Origin of the sequence: Chryseobacterium angstadtii (assembly GCF_001045465.1) — a bacterium.
Lineage (GTDB): Bacteria > Bacteroidota > Bacteroidia > Flavobacteriales > Weeksellaceae > Chryseobacterium > Chryseobacterium angstadtii.
The window spans coordinates 24,132-37,724 of sequence record NZ_LFND01000002.1 but is presented as its reverse complement, the minus strand read 5'-3'; the positions used below and the strand labels follow the sequence as shown (position 1 = coordinate 37,724).

Sequence of the window (13,593 nt, the reverse complement as noted above, 5' to 3'; positions counted from 1 at the left end):
AAAACAATATTGTGAAATTAATTAGCGTATATACGAGTTCTTTTAAAGGACTCTCAGAAGAGAGCTGGATGTTGGCGCTGGTGATGTTGATCAACCGGGCGGGTTCTATGGTACTTCCGTTTTTGGGAGTCTATATGACGGCTCACCTTCATTTTAGCATTGAAAATTCAGGAATTATTCTCAGCTTTTTTGGAATAGGCTCTGTGCTGGGTTCATGGCTGGGAGGGCTTATTACAGATAAAATCGGAGAATACCGGGTTCAGAGTCTGAGCCTGCTTCTGAGTGTTCCTCTGTTCTGCCTGATTCCGCTTTTTAAAACAGAAGTGGGACTGGCTGCTATTATCCTTATTCAGAGTATTGTAAGCGAAACTTTCCGTCCTGCCAACTCGGTGGCTATTACGAAATATGCGAGACCGGAAAATATTACCCGCGCCTTTTCATTAAACCGAATGGCGGTGAATCTTGGGTTTTCTATCGGTCCGGCATTGGGAGGAATCCTTTCGGCAATTTCATATGAATTTTTATTCTTCAGTAATGCGTTGGCAGCACTGCTGGCTGGTCTTATGTATATCCGGTTCTTCGGAAAGAGAAATAAACAGGCCTTACTGAAACCGAAAAAAGCAAAAGAATCAGTTGTTATTAAAAAAGAGAATTCTCCATACCGCGACGGAAAATTTCTGCTTTACAGTTTCTTCTGTATGCTGTTTGCGATCTGTTTTTTCCAGCTGTTCAGTACCCTTACTATTTTTTATAAGGATACGGTGCATTTAAGCCAACAGAACATCGGTTATATTCTCGGTTACAGCGGATTTTTAATTGTATTGCTTGAAATGGGTCTGGTACAGATTGCCGAGAAATACTTTAGTCTTGCCCTTACCCTTTTGTTGGGAACTGTATTGTGCGGTATTTCTTACGCCATGCTTGCGTTTGATTATTCTATTGTTACGCTTGTGGTTTCTATGACACTCTTATGCGTCGGTGAGATCTGGACGCTTCCGTTTATGTCTACGATAACAGCTCTGCGCTCAGGAGACAACAACAAAGGAGCGTATATGGGAATGAATGGAATATCCGTAGCACTGGCATTTATCATTACTCCTTATGTAGGTACTATGATGGCGGATAAATTAGGCTTCAATATCTTATGGATTGCAACCGGGGCATCGAGTTTAATTATTGCTGTCGGATTCTATTTTGTAATCCCGTGGATGCTAAACAAGAGGGTTGAGAATAAGTAATTCTTTAATGTTTTTGGATGGAAGAGGGAAGCCTGAAGATGGAAGTTGTTGAAGTGTATCAAGTTACTTTTCCAGAAGCCAAATACAATTCCGATATTAAAAATTAAAGTTTAAGATAATTATTCATCTGCTTCATCAGCTCAATCTGCGTGAGGCTTTTTTCTCGCAGATTGAGCTGATGAAGCAGATTTCGAATACTAAATATCTTTGTAACCAACCAACTATCTTAGGTATAGAAAGAAAGTCTGAAATCTGACATCTTACATCTAATCATCCCTTCACAAAAACAATATTCCTCACAATCATTTCCGCATGAACACGCGAGTTTTCTATAAACCAGAGATGCGTATCCTTTCCTCCGCAGACAACACCTGCCAGATAGAGATTCGGGATGTTGGTTTCCATGGTTTCGGGATGGTATAGAGGTTTAAGGCAGTCGCCCTGTAATTCTATTCCGGAGTTTTTTAAGAAATCAAAATCAGGGAGATATCCGGTAAGTGCCAGTACAAAATCATTTTCAATTTCATGGATTTGCCCCGTTTCTTCTTTAAAAATAACGGTTCTTTCAGTGATCTCCGTTATTTCAGAATTAAAATAAGCTTTGATACTTCCTTCTGCAATCCGGTTTTCAATGTCCGGTTTTACCCAATATTTCACACTTTTTGAAATTTCAGAATGACGGATAATCATAGTCACATCAGCTCCTTTTCTATAGGTTTCTAAGGCTGCATCCACTGCTGAATTGCTTGATCCCACGACCACCACTTTCTGTTGGGCGTAAGGGTAGGGTTCCGTGTAATAATGTTTTACTTTCGGAAGGTTTTCTCCCGGGATATTCATCAGATTCGGAATATCATAAAAGCCTGTGGAAATAATGACGTTTTTGGCTTTATACACTGCTTTTGAGGTTTCAATTTCAAAAATAGATCCGGTTTTGGAAACTTTGATTACCCTTTCATAAAGATTTATATTGATATCTCTCTGTCTTGCAATTCCCTGATAATATTCCAGAGCTTCCTGTCTGCCGGGCTTGGGAGCTGTTGAGATAAAAGGAATGCCGTCTATTTCCAGCTTTTCCGCTGTTGAAAAAAAACGCATATATAAAGGATAATGGTATAGTGAATTAACGATGGTACCTTTTTCTATAATCAGATGGGTCAGGTTGTTTTTCCGGGCTTCAAGGGCACAGTTGAGACCAATGGGACCGCCTCCGATGATGAGGATATCTAAAATTTCCATAACACAAATTTACTTAAAACCATTATATTAAGCAGAAAATAGATGACAGAACTTATCTATTGTGTGCATAGTATTGGCATTAGTTTTGGTGTTTTCTCCGCATTAAAAAAATAAAAAAATGAAAAAAATCATTATCCCAATATTGATGCTGACATTGGTAACGGCATGTAAAAAAAATCCGGAAAAACCTGTTCCCAATGTTATTGATTCTATGGCTCAGGCCAAAGAAAAAAATATTGAGAACACCGCGCAGAAGAAAAAAACAGACGAAGAAGCCATCAGGAAAACAAATGATGAAATCCTGCTGGCTTTGAAAAATAAAGACTATAAAGGTTTTGCAGCATTTATTCATCCTGAAAAAGGAATCAGCTTTTCCATGTATGCACTTGTGAATCCAAAAGAAGACATGCATTTTTCGAAGGAAGATTTTGAAAAATCCCAACCTGCGAAGACTTTGTTTACATGGGGCGCTCAGGATGGCTCAGGAGATCCTTATAAGGCAAGCATCAACGACTATTTTACAAAATGGGTCTTCTCCAAAGATTTTACGGCATCACAATATTCATTAAATAAATTCCAGGCAGCAGGGAATTCACTTAATAATTTAAAGGAAATCTATCCCGGAAAAGATTTTACCGAAAACTATATAAAAGGAACGGAGAAGAATGGCGAAATGGATTGGAAAACCCTTCGTTTTGTTTTTGAAGAGTTTCAGGGAAAACAATATCTGATTGCCGTTGTTAATGATCAGTGGACGATTTAGTGTACTAACACCCATCCTTGTCAAGATTTTGAACCTTGACAAGGATAAATTACCCTAAAATCTCAGCCAGTTTTTTAGTCAGATTTCTTCTTGAAAACTGTCCAATATTCTGAGTATTCCCTAGTGCGTTTCCTTTTTTCCAGAGTTCAAACTGATCGAGGATGAAATTTTTCACTTCCTCAGAATTCTCATAGCCAAAATGTTTTCCGGCACCCGTTTCTTCCAGAATCCTTGAAACATCTGCTTCATCAGGACCAAATGAAATGATCTGTTTTCCGGTGGCCAGATATTCAAATATCTTCCCCGGAATAATTCCTTTGGATGATTCGTTCGGGAAATTGGTGATCAGTAAAAGATCTGAGCTGGCCATTTCTTCTACGGCTTTATCATGAGAAATATAACCGAGATTCAGGATATGATTTTTAAGATGGGTACTTTCAATGGACTGAAGAATTTTGTCGTCAATTCTGCCTGCAAATTTCAGAGAGAAACTTTCAGAGAACTCCGTGTTTTCCGTAATCAGTTCATTCAGTACTTTCCAAAGGCTTTCCGGATTCCGAAGCTGTTCAAGCACACCAATATAACTCAGAGTAAAGCTTTCACGAATTGGGTGATGCTCTTCTTCGCCTTTCAGTCCCTTCACTTCCTCATCAAATCCATTCGTAATACAAACGGCATTAGCTCCTGCTTTCCTGAAATTTTCAGCATCCGTGTAGCTTGTCGCTAAAGTAATGTCTGCCGTTTTAAAAACAGCGCTTTCAAGCTGGCGGTGTTTCCTGTCCGAGCTTTTGGTAAGTTTTAAATGTTTGTAGTAAGATATTTCCGTCCAGGGATCGCGGAAATCTGCAATCCATTTCAGTTCCGGGAATTTCTTTTTCAGTCCGAGACCAATCATGTGAAGAGAATGGGGTGGTCCGGAAGTAACTACAACATCTATTTTATTTTCTTTTAAATACTGTTCTAAGAATTTAATGGATGGTTTTACCCAAAAGACGCGGGCATCCGGGATGAAAAAGTTTCCTCTTACCCAGATGGAAAGCCTGGATTTCCAGCTTTGATTCTTTCCGACATCAAACTGTCCGGCTTTAAATTTCTTATTGCTTTTATTGAGTTTTTCGGCCAGCTGATAAGGTTCCCAGATCCTGGTTTTTACCATCTCTATATTTTGCGGAACGTCTTTCAGAAGACTTTCATCGAGTAAAGGATAACTTGGATTTTCAGGAGTGTAAACCACGGGATTCCACCCGAATTCAGGGAGATATTTGGCGAACTTCAGCCATCTCTGAACACCAGGACCTCCCGCAGGAGGCCAGTAATAGGTGATAATCAGTATTTTTTTCTGTTCCATTAATTGAAGATTTGAATCTAGATCTTAATCATCTTAACGGTTTAAACTAATTCTTAATGTTTTAAAATTTAACGATTAAGTTTTGAATTAAGATGATTAAATGACACTTTCGTTTTAAGCTTTTTCTTCAGTTAAAGTGATCTTTTTCTTATTTTTATTCATCCAGAAAATTCCGAATCCACTCAGTGCAATGAACAATCCGAAGCAGAAAAGGGATACCCATTTACCTTTTTCAATCACTTCAGGTTCAAAGACCATTCTGATGGTGTGATTTCCTGCAGGTACATGTACGGCACGCAGAAGATAGTCTGCCTTAATGTAAGGAACTTCTTTTTCGTCTACAAACATTTTCCAGCCGTGAGGATAGTAGATCTCAGAAAATACAGCCAGCTGAGGTGTTTTCGACTGAGATTTGAATTCCAGCTCATTAGGTTGGTATTTCGTCAGGTTGATGAATGCAGAAGAGTCTGCCTGAACCGGTTTGCTGTTGAAATAAGATTTGTCTGATGAAGCAATAACCGCAGTTTTCTTACTGTCGATCACTCCGATAGATTTAATTTCTTCATCCGGGGTATTCACGAATTTAAGATCGCTTACAAACCATGCGTTTCCGTTGGCCTTCGGATTCGGCATTGCCTGAGGCTGTTCCGGTCCGCCAACTACCCAGTATTTTGCGTTAAGGAGATTCAGGACGTTCGGTACTTTTACAGAGTCCATGATCTGGAAATACTCATTGATAACGTCATCATATCTTCTCAGTTTCACCGCATGGTAACCACCGATGGAAGATTTGAAATAAGAGGTATTGGTCTCACTGAATGTTCCTAAAATATTGTTGAAAATTCTGTAATGCGTTTTATCCTTTTCAGCAATTGTTTCAAGGGTTTTATTCACATTTACATTGGCTAAAATAGATTCTAAATTCGGATTTCCCTGAACTTTTTCTGCCAAAAGATCTGAGCTTTCCGTCTGGAAAGGATTTTCAGCAAAAACTTTGTCTACATAATTTTCATCATTAAGATAACGTTTGTTGACCGTCCAGAGATCAAATAAACTTACAGCCCCAATGATTATCAAAGCAATATTCTGGCTCAGCTTTTTCTTCATGGTCATAAAAAGAACAGCAGCCGTTATGACAACGTAGATAAGCGCTTTGATAGCATCAATTCTGAAGAGTTTGAATCTCTCATCAGCAAGATAATCCAGCAGGAAAGGAGGGAAGTAGGTCTTTTCACCATCCGTATAAAAACCTAGCAGTGATTTTCCGAAAATCAGAAGGATAAGAAGCAGTCCCAATGTTCCGCCGCTTACATACATCAGGATTTTCTTTTTGTATTCTTCAGTCAGTTTTTCATCGGTAAAGAATCTGTAAATTCCAATGATGGCAATCAAAGGGAACAACAGTTCTACAACCACTAATATGGAAGATGGAGCTCTGAATTTGCTGTAAAAAGGAACATAGTCTATAAAGAAATCAGACAACGGCATAAAATTGCTTCCCCATGCCAGTAAAATAGTCAGGATGGAAGCTCCTAAAATCCAGTAACGGTATTTTTTCCAGGCAAAGAAGAATCCCAACACGGCAAGGAAACATACAACGGCTCCCTGATAGGCCGGACCTGAAGTTCCCGGTTGGTCTCCCCAGTAGGTTACTCCGTTAAATCCTTTTGAAATCCTGTCCATTTCAGCCTGTGAGCCTACATTTTCCTGAATAAGTTCCTGAACCCTGTTCATCATCTCTTTAGCCTCAGGTTCCTGGCTTCCGCCGCCCATTAATCTTGGGATGAAAAGATTCAAAGTTTCCAGTTTTCCGTAGCTCCACATCAGAATGCTGGTTTTATCCATTCCTGATTTTCCTGAAGTATGGCTGTCGTTGGTAAGGATCTGCTTGCCACGAACCGTCTCTTTGATGTATTCGGAGTTGGCCATAATCCTTTGTGAATTCATTCCGACGCCTATTGCACATGAGGCGGCAATTATCCCCGAAGAAATAAGAAAATGCTTCATCGGGATCTTTTTCTGAATGGCTCTCACCAGTTCAGAAAGGAATAAAAATCCTAAGGCCAGAAACAGGTAATACGTCATCTGCGGATGGTTGGCCGCAATCTGAAGGCCCATAAATAGGGTTGTTGCGATGAATCCCCAGATGTACTGTTTCCGGATATAAACCAATATAATCCCGGCCAAAAGCGGTGCGAAATACTCTATGGTATTTACTTTACCGTTGTGCCCGGCAGCAATAATGATATAAAAATAAGTGGAAAGTCCAAAGAAAGTGGCGCCCAATAAAGCGTATTTCCAGTTTCTTACGGCTACCATTCCGAGGAAAAAGAATCCTGCAAAAAGAAGGAACAGGTAATTGACCGGTCTTGGCAGGAAGTTCAGGTTACTGTCTATCTTTTTGATGATATCGCCTTTGAACTGGCTTCCCATCTGATAGGTAGGCATTCCTCCGAACATGGAATCACTCCAGTAGGTTTCGTTTCCGGTATCGGCTCTGTAGTCCAGGAGTTCTTTTGCACCTCCTCTGTACTGTACGATATCATGCTGAAAAAGCTGTTTTCCTGAAAAAACAGGGGTGGAGTATAAAAATGCTAAAACTATAAATACAATTAATGAAATTGCAATATAAATTAAGTTTTTATTTTTGGCCATGCTGGTTATTATCTTTTATTTCTTGGAATTTTTACCTTTTGTCTTTACTTTCTTTTACCTCTTCATAGTCAACTGTTTCCGCATCCCAGTTGAGGTTCTGATTATTCTTATGAGCGCCGTGTAGATCCTGCTTATTATTCTCCTTATGGTTATTGAATCTATAACTGTAAAAAGTCTTGAAAAATACCCTTCTCAGGATATTCCAGACAAAGAAAATAATGATGGCTGCGAGTACTAACTCAAGAATGTACTTCATAATTTCTAATTTAAATTCAAAGTGTACGGTTTAAAATCCAGGGTTTAAAATGTAAAGGTTATAAGGTATCCTGAAAGTAATGATCAACGATAAAAATTTTCTCTCAAACTCTCAACCCTCAAACTCTCTCACTCTAAAACCCTCTGACTCTAAAACGTCTTTAATTCAATTATTTTGAAGAAGGATTAATCATCACAGAAGATTTGGAGATGCTTTTCATAGACTGAGACTGTTTTCCGTCTGAAATGGTTTCAATCTGCGTTACTTTTACATCAATATTCTGGTTGGTAATCCATCCTGTACTTTGGTCAAACTTAATGGTTCCGTTCTGAACAAGTTCACTGCTCAGACTGTGTGTGATAGGTCCCTGGGTTTTCTTTTCTGTTTTCTTAGGAATTCCTCCTGTTATACCGATTTCTGCAACTCCGTTTCCTACACTTTTTAATAGATAGTTGGAAGTTACTTTCATGTTTTCGGCTCCGTCGGCACTTTCGGAAGTCGTCCATTTTCCTCCGATTTTTGCTCCTTTTTTAGGAATTACCGTTAAGTTTTTGCTCAGCTGGTCTTTCAATACTTTTTCATTGAAAGTTTCTTTAAGACTGGCTACAACACTTGCTTTCTGGTTGGCATCTTTAATCAGGGTACCAACAGCAGTGGCAACTTTAGTGTAAACAGCATCAAAACCTGTAATGGAGATCACATTTCCTTGAGTGTCCATTTTCATATTCAGCTTGTTTCCGGTAAGTGCTCTGTTGATATTCCAGATCATTTTCAGATCATCTTCTTTAGGAATAGCCTGTTTGGTATCTACAATTACTGTTTTGCCCTGTGCACTTTGCGAATTTCTTTTAGCCACAAGATTAAGGGTCATGTCATACACATTCCCTTTAATATCGTTTACCGTGAAATTCATTTCATCCGTAGATTCGCTTGTTGCCGTGATGGTTTTTCCCTGAGGATCTTCCATTGTTTTCACATCTCTCTGGTAGGTAGTAAGAGGATACGTTTTTCCTTTTTCCAGCTTAAAGGTTTGTGTGAATACTCCGGCAGAATCCTTGATAGCAGGGTTTTCTGCTACTTTCGCCACAGAATCGGCAGGAACCTCTACGGTAACTGTTTTCCCCGTTTTAGGATCTACTTTAGTGATGGTGGTTGTTTCCTTCTTACAAGATACAAGAGCTATAGATGAGATGAGCATTAATGCTGCTACGTTTTTCATTTGAATTTTTTTAAATTAAAATTGTACTGATATTTTTGTTCTGTGTATCAATAACGATACCATAAAACCCCATGACAGAAGCTTATATCCTAATCCGATTAAAGATTGGAGGCAGCTATCATTTTCTGTCTTACTGCTTCATATAAGATGGCTCCGCATGCTACAGAAACGTTTAGAGACTGTGTTTTTCCTTCAATAGGAAGTTTTATTTTTTCGTCTGAATGATGCATGACTTCCTTAGAAATTCCTGTTTCTTCATTACCCATTACAATCGCGCAAGGCTCTGTGAAATTCACATCATAGATCAGTTTCTGAGCTTTTTCTGTGGCTGCAAATACGGAGATACCGCTCTGCTGAAGGAAATCTACTGCATGGGCAAGATTAGGTTCCTTACATATTTTGATATTATAAAGAGCTCCCGCAGATGTTTTAATAGCGTCTGAATTGATAGGCGCCGCTCCTTTTTCAGGAAGTACAATAGCATCTACACCCACACATTCGGCGGTTCTGCAGATAGCTCCGAAGTTTCTTACGTCTGTAAGTCTATCCAGAATCAATAAGAATGGTGTTTTTCCTTCTTCAAATAACTGTGGAACAATATCTTCCACTCTGTGAAACGGAACGTCTGAAATAAAAGCAACCACACCCTGGTGGTTTTTTCTGGTAAAACGGTTCAGTTTTTCAATTGGAACATAGTTGGGACGAATTTTATTTTTAGCTAAAATGGTTTTCAGCTCAGCATAAATAGGACCTTGAAGTGCATTTTGCACAAAGATCTTGTCAATCGTTTTTCCCGCTTCAATAGCTTCAAGCACGGGACGTAGCCCGAAAATAAAATCGTCTTTCATTGAAAATATATTATTAATTATATAGTAAATTGTCAATTGTGAATCTCACCCTGTCATTCAATTTTTAAGAAGAATAAAATTCACATCTGACATTGACCCGCGCAGCGAAATTCACTACCTGCCTTTCTCGCCCAATATGGCTCTTTTTTGTGCCATGATGTAGCCATAATGAAGGCTTTCATGCATATTGTTGAAGATAATAGCATCCTGAATACTTTTCAGATCCATACCGAAACTCGTGGTGTAAGGCGTATAATCTGAAAAGAAATCGCTGTCGTAGTCTTTCATCAGAATTTTTGAAGTTTCGGTGAGCAAAAACTCAAGATCTTCCACTTCAGATTTCTGTACATTCAAGTTCGGAAGAGTGCCTTTTTTGTAAGTTTCAATCCAATATTTATCTATTCTGAACGGATTTCCGCTCAGGTAATAGTGCAAAAGCTGCTGGGTAGCAACGGTATGGGCAATATTCCAATAGATATTGTTGTTGAAACCATCCGGAATCAGCAGAAGATCTTCGTGGGAAGTATTCTGAAGCATGCCTAAAAGGTTCTTTCTCACTTGTCTGTGTGCTTGAAAATGATAATTCATTTTGCAAAAATTTTAATCTCCAAAAATAGTTTAATAAACTGGAAATGACAATTTTTTGAATGAAGGATTGAATTAAATGTTCTTAAATTCTGAAAAAAATGGTTAAATGTTTTGTTTTTTCTGTCAAGGCACACAGAAAGAATATTTATTGTTTATCACTAAAAAACTCCTCTGAAAAGTATTCAAAGGAGCTTTCTGTTGTACACGATCTGAAAAATATTTCATCGTGAATGGGTTGGTTTTCAGTTATGTGAACTGTATTTTACAGATCATTACTTTTTAATGATTTTATGTTTAAAAGTAATTCCGTCTTTCATAACAATATTTAAAAAATAGACTCCTGCAGTGTAAGCGGAAAGATCTATCCTGTTCTCGCCACGGTTTTCAGCCAGTTTTCTTCCGTCGATCCCAAAAAGGCTTATGGAAACCACATCACTCTTGGATTTGATATTTACGAAATCAGAAGTAGGATTGGGGTAAATGCTTACATCCACAGTTTTAACGTCTGTTACGCTCAAAGCTCCATTACTCTTGCCCTGCATATAAACAGATAAATAAACGTCTCCCTGCTGCTGATTGAAAACAGCGGTTGGTATCGTGTGTTTCAGGGTATGATTTCCCGCAGTCATAGTAGGAATGGTAAAGCCTCTGATGGGTACTGAGTTGCCCGGGCACCAATTGTTCCATGAAGTCCATTCTGCAAATGATCTGGGACTGGATCCGTAAATTCCGTTGCCTTGCGTATTGTATACTCTGAATGGTTCACAGGAAATACCTCCGGGAGTATAAGTAAGCATCTGTACATCATCTATATAGGTGTAGTTCTGTCTTCTTACATATTCTTCACCGCCAGAGTTCGCTCCGTGAGGAGTGGATATTACAGAGAAGCGGGCATTGGTAACCTGGTTGGGAAGGTTGAAACTTACAATTCTAACCGTTTCACCTGTAACATCGGTGCTATTGTAATTATTTAATTTGTTGTAGCTTAATATAGGAACAAGGGTGTTATCATCCGGTGGTGTAATTCCTGCATCCGATGAGAAGAAAGTCAAAGTTCCTGAGAAAACATCAATTCTCCCTGCGCATCCTGCTACTTCATTTTGTGCTGCATAAGGAACGCCAAAAACATCCAGTTCCATGTATAGGTCATAAGCAGCACGTAATGTGCTGTTGTGAAAGACGCTGTACATATTGCTCAGGTCATAAGTATAAGGAACCTCCAACGGAGAGCGGTTTTTACTCATAAACGGAGTAATGTATCTTCCTACCTCAATTCTTTTTACATTGGCATCATTTGTGGTGTAGCTCGGCTGATTTTTAGGAACCATTGCCAGGTAAACGCTTCCAAGTCTGTCATAATTATCACATAGAGCACCAATGGTTACTCTCATGGCAATTTTTGTTTTGAAGGAATTCAGCTCTGCATCCGTAAGTTTTCTGGTGTATCGGGTGTTGGAGAGCCTGGTGAGACCGGCAGGAACCGGATCGGATACTGTGGCTGCATACCCGTCATAATAAACTGCATCGGAAATCAGATTCATTCTGTCGGTTGTCTGTGACTGATAAAGCCCCGTAAAGAAAATACTCAAAAAAAATAGCTTTTTATACATGCGACTGGTATTTAATGCAAATATATTAAAATATACACATAATGATGCGTTTCATTGGTTTTATTTTAAAATAACAACTGTTTTATTATTTATTATTTAAAACTCCCAAGTAGGTTTATGTATTTTTTTTATATTATTGGTTTAAATTCATTATTTTATGTATTTTTTTTATTGATTTTAATTAAAATTATTATTTTTCATGGTCTAATAATTATATTTATTATCGAAATCAAAACATTATTGCTAAATTAGCAAAATTGTAAATGTTGATTTTTTATTAATTATGAAAAGAATTTTACTTTTATCTCTTTTATTGACTGCCTCGGTATTTAATGCTCAAGTTAATATAAATATCGGAAGTACAAATGTGGGAACCGCTCCCGTAAGCAGTTTTTTTTCCTATTCCTATGTTCAGCAGATTTATCCTAAACAGGAGCTGAATGTGAATGCAGCAGGGAATATCACAGGCCTTACATTCTATCTGGATCCTTCGGCCACCATTGCTGATTCTTCAGACTGGACTGTTTACCTGGGACATACCACAAAGACAGCATTTGCATCCGGTACAGATTGGATTCCTGCTTCGCAATTGACACAGGTATTTGCCGGAGCCGTAACCAAAACGAATGGAAAAGTTGAAGTGACTTTGGCAACACCTTTTGCCTATAACAATACAGATAATTTAGTCATTGCTGCAAAGGAAAATGCTCCAAGTATCGACATTAATAACTTCGATGAGGCTTTTAGAGTCTATCCGCATATTCCTTATTCCACCCTTTATTACAAAGGAGACCGTATGGTAGTGGATCCTGCTTCTCCACCCGGAGGAATAAGAGCGAATTATAAGTCTGCCATTACAATTTCCGGGTTGACTCCAAAACCCGGTCCGTCATGTCCTTTTGTGAATTATCCTGTAAACGATGCTCAGTCTGTTTCCATACTTCCGAACATCACATGGCTTGCCGTTTCAGGAGCTGATTCCTATAAAATTTCATTGGGAACCACTCCGGGAGGAACAGATGTGATTAATCAGCAAGTGGTGTCTGGAACTAATTTTACTCCATCAACAGCGCTTAACAGAGATACGAATTATTATTTTAAAGTTACTGCTGTATCAGCGGGCCTTGAGTCTGTTGGTTGTACAGATATTACCTTCAAGACTATTCCTCCTATTCCTGCAAATGATGCATGTTCAGGAGCATTTGTAGCATCTGCTTTTCCTTATGAATATACGCAAAATGATGCTATATCCGCTACTAATAACAATGGATTCATAACCGCTTGCGCTGATGCAATGAATGATGGTACTTGGTTTAAATTCACAGGAGACGGAGGTCAGTTTAAAGTAGGAATTACCATGCCTGCAGGAAGTACTTATGATCCTCAAATGGATATATATAGCGGTGCATGTGGTAGTTTCACATGTGTGAGAGCGGTAGATGCCGGCGGTGGTGGCGCTGCGGAAACCTATACATTTACCACTACGGCAGGCACTGATTATTTTATCAATGTAGGCGCTTACGAAGAAACGGTAGATATGCCGGAAAATACCTTTACAATTAAAATTACTAAACTTTAAGAGAGGGAATAATGAATAGTGAATAGTGAATTTTACTGGCACGGAACCATTCACCCACAAAAATCTTCGGTTTAACCTTCTGTTTTATAAGAAATTATTACTATAAATTCCCCTGCGTAAACGAATTTTATGCAGGGGAATTCTTATGATGTGGTACTCTTTACTTTATAGATCCCGGAATATTTAACAAACTTTAACTCAAAAATGGCATTCATTATGTTGATTAATGCCAGTATTTATCAGAAATTTA

Annotated in this window: 11 protein-coding genes; 3 read left to right on the top strand and 8 right to left on the bottom strand. The window is 38.6% G+C overall.

From position 1 onward, the window contains the following. The first annotated feature begins 68 nt into the window (after positions 1-68). Positions 69-1,238, top strand: coding sequence for an MFS transporter (locus tag ACM46_RS05530; RefSeq protein WP_083997346.1), 1,170 nt, complete (start codon positions 69-71; stop codon positions 1,236-1,238). Between the two features lie 270 nt (positions 1,239-1,508). Here ACM46_RS05530 and ACM46_RS05525 read toward each other — a convergent pair whose 3' ends face one another. Further along, complete coding sequence (locus ACM46_RS05525; protein WP_048505656.1) at positions 1,509-2,477, bottom strand: YpdA family putative bacillithiol disulfide reductase; 969 nt, start codon at positions 2,475-2,477, stop codon at positions 1,509-1,511. Between the two features lie 118 nt (positions 2,478-2,595). Between ACM46_RS05525 and ACM46_RS05520 the strand changes: the two genes are divergently transcribed. Continuing rightward, on the top strand, positions 2,596-3,240 hold the full coding sequence (locus ACM46_RS05520) for a hypothetical protein (RefSeq protein WP_048505655.1): 645 nt from the start codon (positions 2,596-2,598) through the stop codon (positions 3,238-3,240). Positions 3,241-3,289: 49 nt separating this feature from the next. Here the strand turns inward: ACM46_RS05520 and ACM46_RS05515 are convergent, their stop codons facing one another. The 7 genes from ACM46_RS05515 to ACM46_RS05485 all read right to left on the bottom strand — a co-directional run bounded on the left by ACM46_RS05515 (position 3,290) and on the right by ACM46_RS05485 (position 11,764). Continuing rightward, positions 3,290-4,588, bottom strand: a complete 1,299-nt coding sequence (locus tag ACM46_RS05515; RefSeq protein WP_048505654.1) for a glycosyltransferase family 4 protein — start codon at positions 4,586-4,588, stop codon at positions 3,290-3,292. A gap of 114 nt (positions 4,589-4,702) precedes the next feature. After that, positions 4,703-7,243: a YfhO family protein gene (locus ACM46_RS05510; RefSeq protein WP_048505653.1), complete on the bottom strand. Its 2,541-nt coding sequence runs from the start codon at positions 7,241-7,243 to the stop codon at positions 4,703-4,705. A 31-nt stretch (positions 7,244-7,274) separates the two neighbouring features. After that, positions 7,275-7,499, bottom strand: coding sequence for a hypothetical protein (locus tag ACM46_RS05505; RefSeq protein ID WP_083997345.1), 225 nt, complete (start codon positions 7,497-7,499; stop codon positions 7,275-7,277). Between the two features lie 169 nt (positions 7,500-7,668). Then, positions 7,669-8,718: a DUF6263 family protein gene (locus ACM46_RS05500; RefSeq protein WP_048505651.1), complete on the bottom strand. Its 1,050-nt coding sequence runs from the start codon at positions 8,716-8,718 to the stop codon at positions 7,669-7,671. 98 nt (positions 8,719-8,816) lie between these two features. Continuing rightward, entirely contained in the window at positions 8,817-9,566 is a 750-nt protein-coding gene (gene rlmB / locus ACM46_RS05495) for a 23S rRNA (guanosine(2251)-2'-O)-methyltransferase RlmB (protein ID WP_048505650.1), read from the bottom strand. A gap of 114 nt (positions 9,567-9,680) precedes the next feature. Continuing rightward, complete coding sequence (locus ACM46_RS05490; protein WP_048505649.1) at positions 9,681-10,154, bottom strand: DinB family protein; 474 nt, start codon at positions 10,152-10,154, stop codon at positions 9,681-9,683. A 272-nt stretch (positions 10,155-10,426) separates the two neighbouring features. Next, on the bottom strand, positions 10,427-11,764 hold the full coding sequence (locus ACM46_RS05485; protein ID WP_048505648.1) for a peptide-N-glycosidase F-related protein: 1,338 nt from the start codon (positions 11,762-11,764) through the stop codon (positions 10,427-10,429). A 283-nt stretch (positions 11,765-12,047) separates the two neighbouring features. Here ACM46_RS05485 and ACM46_RS05480 point away from each other — a divergent pair, with 283 nt between their 5' ends. Then, positions 12,048-13,343: a hypothetical protein gene (locus ACM46_RS05480; RefSeq protein WP_048505647.1), complete on the top strand. Its 1,296-nt coding sequence runs from the start codon at positions 12,048-12,050 to the stop codon at positions 13,341-13,343. Positions 13,344-13,593 lie beyond the last annotated feature (250 nt).